The sequence below is a fragment of the Citrobacter amalonaticus genome, from assembly GCF_001559075.2.
GTDB classification, from domain to species: Bacteria; Pseudomonadota; Gammaproteobacteria; order Enterobacterales; family Enterobacteriaceae; genus Citrobacter_A; species Citrobacter_A amalonaticus_F.
In genome coordinates this window covers 3,352,324-3,368,574 of sequence record NZ_CP014015.2, presented here as the reverse complement: position 1 = coordinate 3,368,574, position 16,251 = coordinate 3,352,324, and the positions used below count along the sequence as shown (strand labels likewise).

At 54.2% G+C, this 16,251-nt stretch carries 17 protein-coding genes; 11 read left to right on the top strand and 6 right to left on the bottom strand.

Going from position 1 to position 16,251, the window contains the following annotated elements; translation table 11 throughout:
• Positions 1–20: 20 nt before the first annotated feature.
• Both dpiA and dpiB read right to left on the bottom strand, forming a co-directional pair.
• Complete coding sequence (gene dpiA / locus AL479_RS16185) at positions 21–698, bottom strand: two-component response regulator DpiA (protein ID WP_061076811.1); 678 nt, start codon at positions 696–698, stop codon at positions 21–23.
• Positions 667–2,328, bottom strand: coding sequence for a sensor histidine kinase DpiB (gene dpiB / locus AL479_RS16180; protein ID WP_061076810.1), 1,662 nt, complete (start codon positions 2,326–2,328; stop codon positions 667–669). The genes dpiA and dpiB overlap by 32 nt, the downstream gene beginning before the upstream one ends.
• Before the next feature lie 389 nt (positions 2,329–2,717).
• Between dpiB and citC the strand changes: the two genes are divergently transcribed.
• The 8 genes from citC (at position 2,718) to rna (ending at position 10,377) form a co-directional block, all read left to right on the top strand.
• The gene (gene citC, locus AL479_RS16165; RefSeq protein WP_061076809.1) at positions 2,718–3,794 is read left to right on the top strand and encodes a [citrate (pro-3S)-lyase] ligase; all 1,077 of its coding nucleotides are present in this window, start codon (positions 2,718–2,720) and stop codon (positions 3,792–3,794) included.
• Positions 3,791–4,087: a citrate lyase acyl carrier protein gene (gene citD / locus AL479_RS16160; RefSeq protein ID WP_061076808.1), complete on the top strand. Its 297-nt coding sequence runs from the start codon at positions 3,791–3,793 to the stop codon at positions 4,085–4,087. The genes citC and citD overlap by 4 nt, the downstream gene beginning before the upstream one ends.
• Positions 4,084–4,992 (top strand): citrate (pro-3S)-lyase subunit beta, encoded by a 909-nt coding sequence (citE, locus tag AL479_RS16155; RefSeq protein ID WP_061076807.1) that lies wholly within the window; start codon positions 4,084–4,086, stop codon positions 4,990–4,992. Before citD ends, citE begins: the two co-directional genes overlap by 4 nt.
• 10 nt (positions 4,993–5,002) lie before the next feature.
• The gene (citF, locus tag AL479_RS16150) at positions 5,003–6,535 is read left to right on the top strand and encodes a citrate lyase subunit alpha (RefSeq protein ID WP_061076806.1); all 1,533 of its coding nucleotides are present in this window, start codon (positions 5,003–5,005) and stop codon (positions 6,533–6,535) included.
• Positions 6,536–6,538: 3 nt separating this feature from the next.
• Positions 6,539–7,090, top strand: coding sequence for a citrate lyase holo-[acyl-carrier protein] synthase (gene citX / locus AL479_RS16145; RefSeq protein WP_061076805.1), 552 nt, complete (start codon positions 6,539–6,541; stop codon positions 7,088–7,090).
• Positions 7,062–7,970 (top strand): triphosphoribosyl-dephospho-CoA synthase CitG, encoded by a 909-nt coding sequence (citG, locus tag AL479_RS16140; RefSeq protein WP_061076804.1) that lies wholly within the window; start codon positions 7,062–7,064, stop codon positions 7,968–7,970. Before citX ends, citG begins: the two co-directional genes overlap by 29 nt.
• 25 nt (positions 7,971–7,995) lie before the next feature.
• Positions 7,996–9,459, top strand: a complete 1,464-nt coding sequence (gene citT / locus AL479_RS16135) for a citrate/succinate antiporter CitT (protein ID WP_061076803.1) — start codon at positions 7,996–7,998, stop codon at positions 9,457–9,459.
• 111 nt (positions 9,460–9,570) lie between these two features.
• A complete protein-coding gene (gene rna, locus AL479_RS16130) occupies positions 9,571–10,377 on the top strand; it encodes a ribonuclease I (RefSeq protein ID WP_061076802.1) in 807 nt (268 codons plus the stop codon).
• 38 nt (positions 10,378–10,415) lie between these two features.
• Here rna and AL479_RS16125 read toward each other — a convergent pair whose 3' ends face one another.
• Both AL479_RS16125 and AL479_RS16120 read right to left on the bottom strand, forming a co-directional pair.
• The gene (locus tag AL479_RS16125; RefSeq protein ID WP_061076801.1) at positions 10,416–11,039 is read right to left on the bottom strand and encodes a flavin reductase family protein; all 624 of its coding nucleotides are present in this window, start codon (positions 11,037–11,039) and stop codon (positions 10,416–10,418) included.
• Between the two features lie 96 nt (positions 11,040–11,135).
• Positions 11,136–11,972: an alpha/beta fold hydrolase gene (locus tag AL479_RS16120; RefSeq protein WP_061076800.1), complete on the bottom strand. Its 837-nt coding sequence runs from the start codon at positions 11,970–11,972 to the stop codon at positions 11,136–11,138.
• Positions 11,973–12,246: 274 nt separating this feature from the next.
• Here AL479_RS16120 and rnk point away from each other — a divergent pair, with 274 nt between their 5' ends.
• The 3 genes from rnk (at position 12,247) to uspG (ending at position 13,433) form a co-directional block, all read left to right on the top strand.
• On the top strand, positions 12,247–12,657 hold the full coding sequence (gene rnk, locus AL479_RS16115) for a nucleoside diphosphate kinase regulator (protein ID WP_043001447.1): 411 nt from the start codon (positions 12,247–12,249) through the stop codon (positions 12,655–12,657).
• 147 nt (positions 12,658–12,804) lie between these two features.
• Entirely contained in the window at positions 12,805–12,894 is a 90-nt protein-coding gene (gene yldA, locus AL479_RS24130; protein ID WP_271788437.1) for a small membrane protein YldA, read from the top strand.
• A gap of 110 nt (positions 12,895–13,004) precedes the next feature.
• Positions 13,005–13,433 (top strand): universal stress protein UspG, encoded by a 429-nt coding sequence (uspG, locus tag AL479_RS16110; RefSeq protein ID WP_046477250.1) that lies wholly within the window; start codon positions 13,005–13,007, stop codon positions 13,431–13,433.
• 77 nt (positions 13,434–13,510) lie between these two features.
• Here the strand turns inward: uspG and ahpF are convergent, their stop codons facing one another.
• Together ahpF and ahpC are read right to left on the bottom strand one after the other, a co-directional pair.
• Complete coding sequence (gene ahpF, locus AL479_RS16105) at positions 13,511–15,076, bottom strand: alkyl hydroperoxide reductase subunit F (RefSeq protein WP_061076799.1); 1,566 nt, start codon at positions 15,074–15,076, stop codon at positions 13,511–13,513.
• 243 nt (positions 15,077–15,319) lie between these two features.
• A complete protein-coding gene (gene ahpC, locus AL479_RS16100; protein ID WP_004859485.1) occupies positions 15,320–15,883 on the bottom strand; it encodes an alkyl hydroperoxide reductase subunit C in 564 nt (187 codons plus the stop codon).
• Positions 15,884–16,251: the final 368 nt, after the last annotated feature.

Genomic DNA, 16,251 nt, shown 5'->3' with positions numbered 1-16,251 from the left:
CATCCGGCCATACGCCGCCATTAACCGTGGTAAATACGCTGCGGTCTCCCCACCTTGCCATGCACAATTTCCGCAATAACCAAATGCCGACTGGCACAATATTCGAGGTACCGTCTGGCGGTCGTACGGCTGATGGTCAGCGCCTGCGCAACGGTTTCGGCGGTGTGCTGTACCTGAGGATCAGCAAACAGCTTTTTAACCGCATTCAACGTTAGCGCATCAATGCCGGTGGGCAGTTCATCTTTCGGCTCGCCTCGCGCATAGGCATTAAACATCTCATCAATTTGTCGCTGACTGGCACTGTCGTTTTCTGCCAGCATCCGTCTGCGCTGTTGGTAACGAGTGAGCGTTTGCCCCAGGCGCTCATAGGCGATAGGTTTTATCAGATAATCAAACGCCCCGCTGCGTACCGCGTCGGCCACCGTTTCCATATCGCTGGCCGCGGTGGTAAAGACCACCCCGCCGGGATAATGCGACGCCGTCAGCTCATGCAACAGTGAGATCCCCTTCCCGTCCGGAAGGTAGTTATCCAGCAAAATGAGACCCGGTTTAAACCGTTCAATCATCATTCTCGCCTGCGCCAGATTACCGGCTAACCAGATCTGATTAAAACCGGGAATATGGCGGATGTACTCTGCGTGCATCTCGGCAAGCAGCATTTCATCTTCAACGATTAATAGGGTTAATGGTTCCGTCATTGTTCTTTTTCACTTTCGGAATAAAAAGAGAGAATAAGGTGCCACAGGGATCGTTATCTTCCAGAGTAATCGTTCCGCCACAGCGCCCCACATAACTTGCAATCAGGTACAGTCCGATGCCGTGCTCACCCGGCTCATCGGAACGGGTGCTTACACCCTGTTCGAATATTTTTTCGCGCAGTGCCTCAGGGACGCCGCATCCCTGGTCGGCAACTTCGATCACCACATCATCGCCTTCATCGCTCAGATACAGTTCCACAACCTTATTCCCCTGCCCGGTACGCAAACTGGCTTCAAACGCGTTGTCGAGAAGATTCCCGACAATCGCCGCAAACTCGGTACTGTCCAGCCCTTCCGGCAGCTGCTGGAGCTGACTGCCGGGAACGATCGTCATTTTGAGACCCAGTTCACGCGCGCGCTGAGCCTTACCAAACAGCAGGCCCGCCACCTGGCGATCGGCAAACGCCTCGCGCAGGCTGTCAATCAACTGTTGTTGCGCCTGCGATTCCCCCTGCACCATCTCCCTGACCCGATCGTACTCTTTCATTTGTAGCAGGCCATTGAGCGTTGACATCCAGTTTAGATGTTCATGGCGCAACGTTCGCAGACTCTCCACATATTGCTTAATCTGTGTCAGTTGCGCGTTCAGGGTGGCGATTTCATCTTTGCTACGAAAGCTGATAATCGCCCCCAGCAACTCATCGCCTGACCGGATCGCCTCACGGTTGGCAATAACGCTCAGGCCATTGAAGTTGACCATCGCGTCCACACGCCTTTCGGCAATCTGTTCGGTAAAGAAATCCGATGGATTCACCACCTCATGAATCGGTTTGCCCAACCATTGTCGACCTGGCGAACGCAGGCCAAGCATCTTTCTCGCACTACGGTTAATGGCCGTAATATAACCATCCGGATCAACGGCAATCAGCCCTTCATAAACAGAACTGAATAGCGCTTCCTGCTGACGAACCACCCGGGCAATTTGTTTCGGTTCCATCCCCATCATCTGACGGCGGATATGAGCGGCAAAAAACCAGGAAAGCAACATCAGTATCACCAGCAGCAAAACAAACACGCCGGCCATCGGCAGAATGAAGTCCAGCCGCCAACTGTCAATTTTGCTGACCAGATAACCGATGGAGACCACGCCAATAACGTTGCCGCCATCATCAAAGATTGGCGTTTTTGCCCGCATTGCCAGGCCGATGGAGCCCGTCCCGGTAATGAAATAGCTCTCTCCCCTCTCCAGCGCGCCTGGTTTGGTGAACTGCATCGGGTAGCCAATTTTCTCCGGGTTAGGATGATAAAGCCGGATAGAGTGGCTATCGCCAATCACCACATAGTCAAAATCGGTGTCGCTTTGCAGTTTACCGGCAATAGAGGCCAGTCGTTTGTAATCGCGGTCCTTCACCGCCGCAATGACGCTATCGTTAGCCGCGATAATCTTCGCCTGGTTCATCGCCATATCACGGACATGCGTACTTAAATAATCCTCAAAACTGGCGGAAAAATACTGTGCCAGCGCGGCGATAATGAACACCGAAAAAACGAGAATAAGCAGAAAAATGCGCAACGGAAATGCCAGTCGGCGAAAAAAAGAAAACGGCTTTTTATTTTTTTGAACCAACATGACTGTTCCTTAACGGGCATTATTCGGTAGAGATCGCCAACAAATGTAATAAAAATGTTTTATTCGAATACGCAGAGAATAAAGACGATCGTTACAGATTCACCACATTAAATCAATTAAGTCACTTAACTCCACGTCACAATCTGCGATAAGAATAATTAAAAAACTTAAAACCATTAAACCCATAAAAACCATCTAAGTGTTTGTGAAATAAATCAAAATTTATCTCAAAAATACTCCTTACGATGTATGCATTCGGGAAAAAAAGAAATAGATCGTTGCAAAATCGTCTTTTTCCCGGAATGAAAACAAAACGTTATCAAATGGTTTTTTCATACAACATACGCACAAAGCTGGCAACAACAATATATCTTCAGGACTTATCTACTATGTTTGGTAATAATGTGTTCACGCGCGTCAAACGCTCAGAAAATATAAAAATGGCGGCGATCACGCAATTCCTGAAAGAGAATGATCTGAGCGTCGATACCACCGTTGAAGTTTTTATTACCGTGACCCGTGATGAAAAACTCATCGCCTGCGGCGGTATCGCCGGAAATATCATCAAGTGTGTAGCCATTAGCGAATCGGTACGCGGCGAGGGGTTAGCGCTCACGCTGGCGACAGAACTGATCAATCTCGCCTACGAAAGGCACTGCACACATCTCTTCATTTATACCAAAACTGAGTATGAAACGTTGTTCCGGCAGTGCGGATTTTCAACGCTGACCCGCGTTCCCGGCATCATGGTGCTAATGGAAAACAGCACCACACGACTGAAACGCTACGCGGAGTCGTTGAGCAAACTGCGTCATGACGGCAAGAAAATCGGTTGCATCGTGATGAATGCCAATCCGTTCACCAATGGGCACCGCTATTTAATCCAACAGGCAGCGGCGCAGTGCGACTGGCTTCATCTGTTCCTGGTGAAAGAAGATACCTCCCGTTTCCCGTATGAGGACCGACTCGACCTGGTGCTCAAAGGCACCGCGGACATCCCGCACCTCACCGTTCATCGCGGTTCGGAATACATCATTTCGCGCGCCACGTTCCCGTGCTACTTCATTAAAGAACAGAGCGTCATCAACCATTGCTACACCGAAATCGATTTAAAAATTTTCCGTCAGTATCTGGCACCCGCGCTGGGGATCACCCATCGCTTTGTCGGAACGGAACCCTTTTGCGGCGTAACCGCCCAGTATAACCACGACATGCGTTTCTGGCTGGAAACGCCAACTCTTCCCGCCCCGCCCATTGAACTGGTGGAAATCGAGCGACTGTGTTTCCAGGGGACGCCGATCTCAGCCTCTCTGGTACGCAAACTGCTCGTGAAAAAAGATCTCACGGCTATCGCGTCGCTGGTGCCTTCAGCCACTTTGCAATACCTGCAAAGCATGCCTGAGCGCACACCCGCTCACGCGACAGTCCGCCAAAAGACCCCCGCATTAGTAACAGGTGAAAAATGAAAATAAACCAGGCTGCCGTCGCAGGCACACTTGAGTCCGGTGATGTGATGATACGCATCGCCCCTCTCGATACGCAGGAGATTGACCTGCAGATCAACAGCAGCGTTGAGAAACAGTTTGGCGAGGCCATTCGCGCCACCATTCTGGATGTTCTGGCGCAGTATGACGTGCGCGGCGTGCAATTGAATGTCGATGATAAAGGCGCACTGGACTGCATTTTACGTGCACGACTGGAAGCATTACTGGCGCGCGCCAGCGGCATCCCGGCCCTGCCCTGGGAGGATCGCCCATGATTTCCGCTTCTCTGCAACAGCGCAAAACGCGCACTCGCCGCAGCATGCTGTTTGTCCCCGGCGCCAATGCCGCAATGGTCAGCAACTCGTTTATCTATCCGGCAGATGCCCTGATGTTTGACCTGGAAGATTCCGTCGCGCTGCGTGAAAAAGACACCGCTCGTCGCCTGGTCTACCACGCGCTGCAGCATCCGCTGTATCACGACGTCGAAACCATCGTGCGCGTTAATGCGCTGGATTCTGAATGGGGGATCAACGATCTGGAAGCCGTCGTTCGCGGCGGCGCTGACGTGGTCCGTCTACCGAAAACCGATACCGCTCAGGATGTTATCGATATCGAAAACGAAATTCTGCGCATTGAAAAAGCCTGCGGTCGCGAGCCGGGCAGCACGGGTCTGCTGGCCGCCATCGAGTCACCGTTAGGCATCACCCGCGCCGTGGAAATCGCCCACGCTTCTGAACGTCTGATCGGGATCGCGCTGGGCGCGGAAGACTATGTACGCAACCTGCGCACGGAGCGTTCGCCAGAAGGCACTGAATTACTGTTTGCCCGTTGCTCCATTTTGCAGGCCGCGCGCTCTGCCGGGATTCAGGCCTTCGATACCGTCTATTCCGATGCCAATAACGAAGCAGGCTTCCTGCACGAAGCCGCCCACATCAAACAGCTGGGTTTTGACGGCAAATCGCTGATCAACCCACGCCAGATTGACCTGCTGCACAACCTGTATGCCCCGACGCAAAAAGAAGTGACGCACGCGCGTCTGGTCGTGGACGCCGCAGAAGCCGCCGCCCGCGAAGGCCTCGGGGTGGTCTCCCTGAACGGCAAGATGGTCGACAGCCCGGTGATCGAGCGCGCACGTCTGGTGCTCTCCCGTGCAGAACTTTCCGGCATCCGCGAAGAATAAGGCAAAAACAATGACCCAGAAAAACGAACAGTCTCAACGACAGGAACGGGTAGCGGCCTGGAGCCGCCAGGCTGAAAGCGACCTTTCCACCTATACCCGCGCCGCAAAACAGGCCCTGCAGGAACAGAAACCGCGCGATCAAAAACTGTGTGCCAGCCTGGAAGAGGCGATCCGCCGTTCCGGTTTGCAGGATGGCATGACTATCTCCTTTCACCATGCGTTTCGCGGCGGCGACCTGACCATCAATCTGGTGATGGCAACCCTCGCCAGCATGGGATTTAAAAACCTGACGCTGGCTTCCAGCTCTCTGAGCGATTGCCACGCGCCGCTGGTCGACCATATCCGTAACGGCGTCGTTAGCCGTATTTACACCTCGGGTCTGCGCGGACCGCTGGCAGAAGAGATCTCTCGCGGCCTGCTCGCCGAACCCGTTCAGGTTCACTCTCATGGCGGCCGCGTGCATCTGGTACAGAGCGGCGAGCTCAGCATTGACGTCGCCTTCCTCGGCGTTCCGTCCTGCGATCCGTTCGGTAACGCTAACGGCTATACCGGTAAAGCATGTTGCGGCTCACTCGGCTATGCCCGCGTTGACGCTGAAAGCGCCAGCCAGGTGGTGCTACTGACGGAACAACTGCTGCCTTATCCGCACAACCCGGCCAGCATTACTCAGGATCAGGTTGATCTGATTGTGCAGATAGACCAGGTCGGCGATGCCGATAAAATCGGGGCTGACGCCACCCGAATGACCACCAACCCGCGCGAACTGCTGATTGCCCGCAGCGCGGCAGAGGTCATCGCCCACTCCGGCTATTTCAAAGAAGGTTTTTCACTGCAAACCGGTACCGGCGGCGCCTCACTGGCGGTCACGCGTTTCCTGGAAGACAAAATGCGTAGCCGTGATATCCGTGCAGATTTCGCGCTGGGCGGTATCACTGCCACCATCGTCGATCTGCATGAAAAAGGGTTGATTCGCAAACTGCTGGACGTACAGAGCTTCGACCGCAACGCCGCAGAGTCACTGGCACGCAACCCGAATCACATCGAAATCAGCGCGAACCAGTATGCCAACTGGGGTTCAAAAGGGGCTTCCGTTGACCGTCTGGACGTGGTCGTGCTGAGTGCGCTGGAAGTCGATACCCAGTTTAACGTCAACGTGCTAACTGGTTCTGACGGCGTCATTCGCGGCGCGTCCGGCGGCCACTGCGATACCGCCGTCGCCGCTGCGCTGTCAATCATTGTCGCACCGCTGGTACGTGGTCGCATTCCGACGCTGGTAGATAACGTGCTGACCTGCGTCACGCCGGGTTCCAGCGTCGATATTCTGGTTACCGATCATGGTATTGCGGTTAACCCGGCACGTCCGGAACTGGCGGAACGTCTGAAAGAAGCCGGGATGAAGGTGGTCTCCATCGAGTGGCTGCGTGAACGGGCGCAACAGCTCACTGGCGAACCACGTCCCATCGAATTCACCGACCGTGTGATTGCCGTGGTGCGCTATCGCGACGGTTCGGTGATCGATGTTGTTCATCAGGTGAAGGAATAAGCCATGCACCTGCTCCCTGAACTTGCCACCCGCCATGCGGTTTCAATTCCCGAGCTGCTCGTCAGCCGGGATGAACGACAAGCACGGCAACATGTCTGGCTGGCGCGCCATCCCATTCCACTGGTCTCCTTTACCGTGGTAGCGCCTGGCCCGATTAAAGACAGCGAGCTCACCCGTCGCCTCTTTAATCATGGTGTGACTGCCCTGCGTACGCTGGCGACACAGGCGGACTGGCATATCAGGGAGCAGGCTGCACTGGCCTCAGCCAGCGGGCCGGAAGGCATGCTCTCGATTGAGGCACCGGCCCGTGACATCAAGCTCGCGACCATTGAGCTCGAACAAACCCATCCTCTGGGACGTTTGTGGGACATCGATGTGCTCACCCCCGGAGGTGAAATTCTCTCCCGCCGCCATTTTGCCCTTCCTGCCCGCCGCTGCCTGCTGTGCGAGCAGAGCGCTGCCGAATGCGCGCGTGGCAAAACGCATACGCTCTCCGCTCTGATCACCCACATGGAGGCGCTGCTGCATGCTGCCGATTCCCAATATGCCCGTTGAAACCACCCCCTTTCCCCGTACGCTGTTTGACGCATACGGCCATCTGGCGTGGCGTGCAATGCTGACGGAAGTCAACCTGTCGCCAAAACCCGGGCTGGTCGATCGTCTGAACTGCGGCGCGCATAAAGACATGTCGCTGACGGATTTTCACCGCAGCGCGCTGGCGATTCAGGCCTGGCTGCCGCGTTTTATTGAATATGGCGCATGCTGTGCGCAGATGCCGGCCGACGCCGTACTAACCGGCTTACGCCCGTTAGGTATGGCCTGTGAAGCGGACATGTTTCGCGCCACCGCGGGTGTGAACACCCATAAAGGCAGCATTTTTTCTCTCGGTCTGCTGTGTGCCGCCATTGGCCGTCTGCACCAGCAGCAGCAACCCATTACCCCGGAAACGATCTGTACCACCGCCGCCCGCTTTTGCCGCGGCCTGACCGAGCGCGAACTGCGCAATAACAATCAACAACTCACGGCAGGTCAACGACTTTATCAGCAACTGGGATTAACCGGCGCACGCGGCGAAGCCGAAGCGGGATATCCGTTGGTTATCCGCCATGCACTTCCGCACTATCGCGCCCTGTTAGCCGAGGGACGCGATCCCGAGCTGGCGCTGCTGGACACCTTACTCCTACTGATTGCGCGCAACGGCGATACCAACGTGGCTTCGCGCGGCGGTGCGGCAGGACTGCGCTGGATACAGCAACAGGCAAACGCATTGTTACAACAAGGGGGCATCCGAACCCCCGCCGATCTCGATCATCTGCATCAGTTCGACAGCCACTGCATTGAACGCAATCTCAGCCCTGGCGGCAGTGCCGACCTGCTGATCGTCACGTGGTTTTTAGCCCAGATATCTCAAGTTAAACATTTACACAATTATTGAAAAGATCCTTTCCGGAGAATCACTTATGTCTTTATCGAAAGATAGTATATGGAAGTTGTTGGCCCCCCTGGTCGTCATGGGCGTCATGTTTCTTATCCCTGTCCCGGACGGCATGCCCCCTCAGGCATGGCATTACTTCGCCGTTTTCGTGGCGATGATCGTCGGTATGATCCTGGAGCCGATCCCGGCTACCGCGATCAGCTTTATCGCCGTGACCATCTGCGTGATTGGTAGCAACTACCTGCTGTTTGATGCCAAAGAGCTGGCGGACCCGGCATTCGATGCCGGTAAACAGGCGCTGAAATGGGGTCTGGCGGGTTTCTCCAGTACCACCGTCTGGCTGGTGTTCGGTGCGTTTATCTTCGCGCTGGGCTACGAAGTCACCGGTCTTGGCCGTCGTATCGCGTTGTTCCTGGTGAAATTCATGGGCAAACGCACCCTGACGCTGGGCTATGCGATTGTCATCATCGATATTCTGCTGGCGCCGTTTACGCCATCCAACACCGCCCGTACCGGAGGCACCGTGTTCCCGGTAATCAAAAACCTGCCGCCGCTGTTTAAATCGTTCCCGAACGATCCATCCGCACGTCGTATCGGCGGTTACCTGATGTGGATGATGGTCATCAGTACCAGCCTGAGTTCTTCGATGTTCGTTACGGGTGCAGCGCCAAACGTGCTGGGTCTGGAATTTGTCAGCAAAATCGCCGGTGTGCAGATTAGCTGGCTGCAGTGGTTCCTGAGCTTCCTGCCGGTCGGTATCATTTTACTGATCGTTGCGCCGTGGCTCTCTTATGTTCTCTACAAACCTGAAGTCACACACAGTGCGGAAGTCGCTGCCTGGGCGGGCGACGAACTCAAAACCATGGGGACCTTGACGCGTAAAGAGTGGACGCTGATCGGTCTGGTTCTGCTGAGCTTAGGGTTGTGGGTCTTTGGCGGTGAAGTGATCGACGCCACCGCCGTCGGTTTGTTAGCCGTTTCTCTGATGCTGGCGCTGCATGTGGTGCCGTGGAAAGACATTACCAAATACAACAGCGCCTGGAACACGCTGGTGAACCTTGCCACCCTCGTGGTCATGGCAAACGGTTTAACCCGCTCCGGTTTTATTGACTGGTTTGCCGGTACAATGAGCACCCATCTGGAAGGGTTCTCGCCTAACGCGACGGTAATTGTGCTGGTGCTGGTGTTCTACTTTGCTCACTACCTGTTTGCCAGCCTGTCGGCGCACACGGCAACCATGCTGCCGGTTATTCTGGCGGTCGGTAAAGGTATCCCGGGCGTACCGATGGAACATCTGTGTATCCTGTTGGTGCTGTCCATCGGGATCATGGGCTGTCTGACACCGTACGCAACAGGCCCTGGCGTCATCATCTACGGCTGCGGCTATGTAAAATCCAAAGATTACTGGCGTCTTGGTGCCATCTTCGGGGTGATTTACATTGCGATGCTGTTGCTGGTTGGCTGGCCGATTCTGGCGATGTGGAGCTAGTTCTGACCTAAAACGCTGAATGGATCAAGGCCCGCGGGGTAAAGACACCTCGCGGGCTTTTTTTATGGTTAAATAGATACTATTCAGATTTTATATAAGTTCAGAATCATCATGAAACCGACCTGGCAAAAATGGGTGTGGCTCGCCGCCCCACTCCTCCCCCTTTCTACCGCAGCCGCCAACGAATTACAGGCAACGCAGTACGGCGACTTCGACCGTTATGTGCTGGCGCTCTCCTGGCAGACGGGCTTCTGCCAGAGCCAGCACGAGCGTGACCGCCGTGAACCTGACGAGTGTCGCCTGCAAAAAGAGACCGCCAACAAAGTTGATTTTCTGACCGTTCACGGTTTGTGGCCGGGGTTGCCGAAATCGGTCGCTTCGCGCGGAGTCGATGAACGCCGCTGGATGCGATTTGGCTGCGCCACGCGTCCGATTCCTAATCTGCCGGAAGCTCGTGCCAGTCGTAAATGTTCCGCGCCAGAAACAGGGCTTTCGCTGGAAACCGCCGCCAAACTCAGCGACGTGATGCCGGGAGCGGGCGGTCGTTCTTGTCTCGAACGCTATGAATACGCAAAACACGGCGCCTGCTTTGGCTTTGATCCGGACGCGTACTTCGGCACCATGGTGCGGTTGAATAAAGAGATCAAGGCCAGCGAGTTAGGGGCATTTCTGGGTGAGAATTACGGTAAGAGCGTCAGTCGCCGCGCCTTCGATGCAGCGGTGGCCCGACGTTGGGGAAAAGAGGCCGTCAAAGCGGTTAAACTAAGCTGTCACGGCAATCCGGCTTATCTGACGGAGATCCAGCTCTCACTGAAGGCCAGCGCCATCAATGCGCCGCTCTCCGCCGACTCGTTTGCCCCGCAGCCCCATCCGGGAAACTGTGGTAAACAGTTCGTCATCGACAAAGTGGGTTATTGATCTTTTAACCCGGCGTGAAATCCGCACCGGGTCAAAAATCAACGTTTCGCACGCGCATCCGGGCGCACCAGATCAAAACGGTGCGACTCGCTGATCGCATAGTAGGCCGTTGGGCCGCCGGCGCGCAGCACGGGCTGTGCTTTTGCGGTCTGATAAATCCCCTCTTCCAGCAGCGTTTCGGCAATATGAATCCCGACGACCTCACCGAGGATCAGCCAGGTTTCGATGGCTTCACCCTGCGCGGTCGTCAGTTGAATACTCTGCGACAGGCGACATTCAAAATTCACCGGGCTTTGCGCAACCCGTGGCACTTTCACCAGCCGACTTTCCGCCTTCGTCAGCCCGGCGGCAAAAAATTCATCTTCGCCATGCGGCAGACTGGCAGAGGTTTCATTCATCGCGCTGGCTAACTCTTGGGTGGTCAGATTCCAGACAAACTCGCCGGTTTCCATGATGTTACGCACGCTGTCTTTCCAGCCGGTGCTGGCAAAACCGATAATGGGCGGATGATAATTAAAACAGTTGAAGAAGCTGTAAGGCGCCAGGTTATCCCGGCCAGCGCTGTCCTGAGAGGCGATCCAGCCAATTGGCCGGGGGCCAACAATAGCATTCAGCGGATCGTGCGGCAAGCCGTGTCCCTGCGAGGGTTGATAGAAATACATAGTATTCTCTGATGAATTTAACGTCGGCGAAGCACGAAATGCGCTCCGCTCATCCCCCTGATGGAAGAGGATCAGCGTAGAGCAATCCGTTCAAGATTACGACTGAATAAAGTTGAGCAGATCCTGATTTATCTGCTGCTTATGGGTGGTGCAGATGCCGTGGGAACCGCCCGCATAAACCTTCAGTTGAGAATCAGGCAGTATTTCCGCCGCTACCTTGCCGCAGGTTTCAAATGGGACAATCTGATCGTCATCACCGTGAATGACCAGCGTCGGAATGGTCATTTTGCGCAGGTCTTCGCGCAGGTCCGTTTCCGAGAACGCCTTAATGCAGTCGTACAGCGCTTTTATCGAGCCCTGTAATCCCTGCTCAACAAAACTCTCCCGCACGGCTTTCGACTCTTTCGCTCCCGGACGGTTATAGCCGTAGAATGCGGCAGTGAGTTCATAGAAAAAGGCGGCACGGTCATTGACAACGCCTTCACGGATACCGTCGAACACTTCTTTCGGCACGCCGTTTGGGTTGAAATCCGTTTTCACCATGATGGGCGTCACCGCGCCAATCAATACCGCTTTCGCCACCCGCTGCGTCCCGTGTCGCCCAATATAACGCGCCACTTCGCCACCGCCAGTCGAGTGACCGACGTGCACCGCATTTTGCAGGTTCAGGTGTGCGGTCAGTTCAGCCAGATCGTCGGCATACTGATCCATCGTGTGTCCCTCCCACGGTTGCGCGGAGCGCCCATGCCCGCGCCTGTCGTGGGCAATCACCCGATATCCTTTCGATCCAAGAAAAAGCATCTGATCTTCGAAGGCATCTGCCGTTAACGGCCAGCCATGGCTGAAGACAATAGGCTGTCCACTGCGGTCACCCCAGTCCTTAAAATACAGATAGCTACCATCTTTGAGAGTAATTTTGTCATACTGGCTCATGAGATCTCCTGTAACGGAACGCTGAGAAAGTGACGCGCCCGCGGCGCGCGCTTAAAAAGCATAATGCAAATTTGAGAACGATCACGTTTATCGAATAAAATTCATACTAGCGATGCTTTTTTGGCTATTTACCCGAATGTGAACTAAATCACTTCAAACCCAGGGTAAGTCTCAGTATCATCGGGAGAGTTAAACCCTTGCCGCCAGACGGTGAGGGTTTTCTTTTGGGAATATTACCTGCGGCAAAACGCAGTACTGACGACATGGAGTAAAAATGTCCAGACCAACTATCATCATTAACGACCTTGATGCAGAACGCATCGATCGCTTACTGGAGCAACCCGCGTATGCAGATTTACCCATTGCCGACGCGTTAAATGCCGAGCTGGATCGTGCCCAAATGTGTTCGCCAGAGACCATGCCGCATGACGTCGTGACCATGAACAGTCGTGTTAAATTCCGCAATCTCAGCGATGGCGAAATTCGCGTGCGCACGTTGGTTTATCCTGCGGCGATGACCGACAGCAGTACGCAACTTTCAGTGATGGCGCCAGTGGGCGCAGCGCTGTTGGGCGTGCGTGTGGGCGACACCATTCACTGGGAACTTCCGGGCGGCGTATCCACCCACCTTGAAGTGCTGGAGCTGGAATACCAGCCAGAAGCAGCAGGCGACTTCCTGCGTTAATCCCATCTGCATAAGCGACTCTCCGCTTTACCCAGAGGATGCGCTCGCATCCTCTTTCCGGCACCTTTCGTAAAATCACCCATTCTTCCTGGTTCACCTTTCGTCTGACTCGTCCACACTGAATCGGTTTCATTGGCAGGTGCGGTCATGAACGAAACATTCAGCATATTACTGGGATTCTTCATTATGGCGGCGATCATCGTCGGCGCCGTGCTTTACCTGGAGAATCACTGGTAGTGAATGAACAAGGAATCGCCGTACATGCGAAAAATACCCTGCAGAAAGCAGACAGAATTATTATTATATGCTTGAATGATTTAAGTATTAATTAACAGGGAGAAACGGGTATGTATAAGACAATCATTATGCCGGTTGATGTTTTTGAAATGGAACTCAGCGATAAGGCAATTCGCCACGCTGAATTTCTGGCGCAGCAGGATGGCGTCATTCATCTTTTGCACGTGCTGCCTGGTTCTGCCAGCCTGAGCCTGCATCGCTTCGCCGCCGACGTTCGTCGTTTTGAAGAACACTTACAGCATGAAGCCGAAACCCGACTGCAAACGATGGTCGGTCACTTCAGTATCGATCCTGCGCGTATTAAGCAGCATGTCCGCTTTGGCAGCGTCCGCGACGTGGTCAATGAGCTCGGTGAAGAACTGAATGCTGACGTGGTGGTCATTGGTTCGCGTAATCCGTCAATTACCACACACCTGCTGGGTTCTAACGCCTCAAGCGTGGTACGTCATGCCACGCTGCCGGTGCTGGTTGTGCGTTAATCATCTTATAACTGACAAAAAAAGAGGTGCCAGTCGGCACCTCTTTCATTTTGCAGGTGTAGTCTTACTTTCTTTTTTTATGCCGTCTTCGTACGAATCAGGTAATCAAAGGCGCTCAGAGAGGCTTTCGCCCCTTCGCCGGTCGCGATGATAATCTGCTTGTACGGTACGGTGGTGCAGTCGCCCGCCGCAAATACGCCCTTCACACTGGTTTCGCATTTTGCGTCGATGATGATTTCACCCATCCGGTTGCGTTCAATCGCCCCTTCCAGCCAGGTGGTGTTCGGCAACAGGCCAATCTGGACGAAGATCCCCGCCAGTTCAACGTTGTGAACGTCGCCGCTCACACGGTCACGGTATTCCAGACCAACCACTTTCGTGCCATCGCCTTTCACTTCCGTAGTCTGGGCGTTCAGAATGATATCGACGTTTTTCAGGCTGCGAACTTTATCCTGCAGAACCTGGTCCGCCTTCATTTCCGGGGCAAATTCCAGCAGGGTCACGTGTTCCACAATCCCCGCGAGATCAATCGCCGCTTCCACGCCGGAGTTACCGCCGCCGATCACCGCCACGCGCTTGCCTTTAAACAGCGGGCCATCGCAGTGCGGGCAATAGGTAACGCCTTTGGTACGATACTGATCTTCACCCGGAACGTTCATGTTGCGCCATTTCGCACCGGTAGCAATGATAATGCTGCGTGCTTTCAGTACCGCGCCGGAAGCGGTTTCAATCTGATGCAAACCGCCTTCGCTGGCCGCTGGCACCAGTTTGCTGGCGCTCTGGCTGTCGATGACATCCACGTCATAATCATCGACGTGGGCCTTCAGTGCACCGGCTAACTTCTGCCCTTCCGTTTTCGGGACAGAGATGTAGTTTTCGATATCCACAGTATCGAGCACCTGGCCGCCAAAACGTTCGCCCATCAGGCCGGTACGAATCCCTTTACGTGCGGAGTAGACCGCTGCTGCTGCGCCCGCAGGGCCGGAGCCGACAATCAGAACATCATAAGCATCACGCTGGCTCAGCTCTTCTGCGGCACGTTTTTCAGCGCCCGTATCCACTTTCGCCACGATTTCCGTCAGCGTCATCCGACCCTGACCAAACTCTTTCCCGTTAACGTAGACAGCCGGAACACCCATCACGTTACGCTCAGTGATCTCGTTCTGGAAGGTGCCGCCATCAATCGCCGTATGCTTGATACGCGGGTTCAGCACCGCCATCAGGTTTAGCGCCTGCACCACGTCAGGGCAGTTATGGCAGGAAAGTGAGTAATAAGTTTCAAACTCAAAATCGCCGTCAATATCGCGAATCTGCTCAAGCAGAGACTGCGCTTCTTTTGACGGGTGTCCACCGGTCCACAGCAGCGCCAGAACCAGTGAGGTAAATTCGTGTCCCAGCGGAGAACCTGCAAAGCGCGGCCCTTGCGTCGAACCCGGATTGGTGATCAGGAAAGAGGGTTTGCGCACCGGCAGGCTGTTGTCTTCTTTAAAGGTGACTTTCTCTGACAGTTCAGCGATTTCAGCCAGCAGTTCCTTGATTTCCGCCGATTTAGCGCTGTCATCCAGCGTCGCAATCAGCTCAACGGGTTTCGTCAGTTTCTCAAGATAAGCCTTGAGCTGGGTTTTCATATTTGTGTCGAGCATTCTTCTTCCCTCTCTGAAAACATCATCATGCAAGCTGCCTTAATTGGGCTGCATAAATGCAACTTGCATCATGGGGTTTAAAGAACGGATGCAAAAATGCATCCGTTTAATGGTTAAATTTCCTTTGGATTTCGCGCCAGGGCAAGGCGGCTAGCCTGATGATCCCCGGGAGCTTACTCAAGTAAGTGACCGGGGTCAGAAGGTGACGCCAACGCCGCCATGGCGTGAAAGACATAGAAATTTTTAGATCTTGCCGACCAGATCTAAAGATGGAGCCAGCGTCGCTTCGCCTTCTTTCCACTTAGCCGGGCACACTTCGCCTGGGTGAGAAGCAACATACTGAGCGGCTTTGATTTTACGCAGCAGGTCAGAAGCATCACGGCCGATACCTTCAGCGGTAACTTCGATCGCCTGGATGATACCCTGCGGGTCAACAACGAACGTTGCGCGGTCTGCCAGACCTTCGTCTTCACGCATGTTGTCGAAGTTACGGGTCAGGGCGCCAGTCGGGTCGCCGATCATCGCATATTTGATTTTGGCGATGGTGTCAGAGCTGCTGTGCCATGCTTTGTGGGTAAAGTGGGTGTCGGTAGAAACGGAGTAAACGTCTACGCCCAGCTTCTGCAATTCTTCGTAATGGTCTGCAACGTCACCCAGTTCGGTCGGGCATACGAAGGTAAAGTCAGCCGGGTAGAAGAAGAAGACGCTCCAGCGGCCTTCGGTATCTTTCTCGGTCACTTCGATGAATTCACCGTTTTTGAACGCCTGGTTTTTAAAAGGTTTAATTTTGGTATTAATCAAAGACATCTGTACTTCCTCCATGTTTTCGTTGAGGGATAAGTTACCGAAGATTGACTGACAGGGCTAATGCGTTTCCTTTATCAAATCAATAAGCGTTAGCTAACAAACCTCTCAATTCAACGTTGTGAACGTGCTACGACGCAAAGTAAAAAGGGCCACCTTTGCAGGCAGCCCCGTTACCTGAACTACCCGTGGGTAACTTCAGCGCCAGTGAAACTGGCTATGTGTTGCGCTCTACATTACCTTAACAAAGGCTGTAACAGCGAGAAGGATTACACCACCCCACTCCTGAAAGGGCAACGTTCCAGCCTGAGGTCTTATCTATGGCTGTGATAGGTTTCCCCACCGTTCTCGCAATCGCTCTGATTTATAAG

Coding starts and splice junctions, on each gene's coding strand:
- citG (WP_061076804.1), top strand. CDS start 7,062: ATGCTGCCGATTCCCAATATGCCCGTTGAAACCACCCCCTTTCCCCGT.
- rna (WP_061076802.1), top strand. CDS start 9,571: ATGAAACCGACCTGGCAAAAATGGGTGTGGCTCGCCGCCCCACTCCTC.
- citC (WP_061076809.1), top strand. CDS start 2,718: ATGTTTGGTAATAATGTGTTCACGCGCGTCAAACGCTCAGAAAATATA.
- citF (WP_061076806.1), top strand. CDS start 5,003: ATGACCCAGAAAAACGAACAGTCTCAACGACAGGAACGGGTAGCGGCC.
- dpiB (WP_061076810.1), bottom strand. CDS start 2,328: ATGTTGGTTCAAAAAAATAAAAAGCCGTTTTCTTTTTTTCGCCGACTG.
- uspG (WP_046477250.1), top strand. CDS start 13,005: ATGTATAAGACAATCATTATGCCGGTTGATGTTTTTGAAATGGAACTC.
- AL479_RS16125 (WP_061076801.1), bottom strand. CDS start 11,039: ATGTATTTCTATCAACCCTCGCAGGGACACGGCTTGCCGCACGATCCG.
- citT (WP_061076803.1), top strand. CDS start 7,996: ATGTCTTTATCGAAAGATAGTATATGGAAGTTGTTGGCCCCCCTGGTC.
- yldA (WP_271788437.1), top strand. CDS start 12,805: ATGAACGAAACATTCAGCATATTACTGGGATTCTTCATTATGGCGGCG.
- citX (WP_061076805.1), top strand. CDS start 6,539: ATGCACCTGCTCCCTGAACTTGCCACCCGCCATGCGGTTTCAATTCCC.
- rnk (WP_043001447.1), top strand. CDS start 12,247: ATGTCCAGACCAACTATCATCATTAACGACCTTGATGCAGAACGCATC.
- citD (WP_061076808.1), top strand. CDS start 3,791: ATGAAAATAAACCAGGCTGCCGTCGCAGGCACACTTGAGTCCGGTGAT.
- dpiA (WP_061076811.1), bottom strand. CDS start 698: ATGACGGAACCATTAACCCTATTAATCGTTGAAGATGAAATGCTGCTT.
- AL479_RS16120 (WP_061076800.1), bottom strand. CDS start 11,972: ATGAGCCAGTATGACAAAATTACTCTCAAAGATGGTAGCTATCTGTAT.
- ahpF (WP_061076799.1), bottom strand. CDS start 15,076: ATGCTCGACACAAATATGAAAACCCAGCTCAAGGCTTATCTTGAGAAA.
- ahpC (WP_004859485.1), bottom strand. CDS start 15,883: ATGTCTTTGATTAATACCAAAATTAAACCTTTTAAAAACCAGGCGTTC.
- citE (WP_061076807.1), top strand. CDS start 4,084: ATGATTTCCGCTTCTCTGCAACAGCGCAAAACGCGCACTCGCCGCAGC.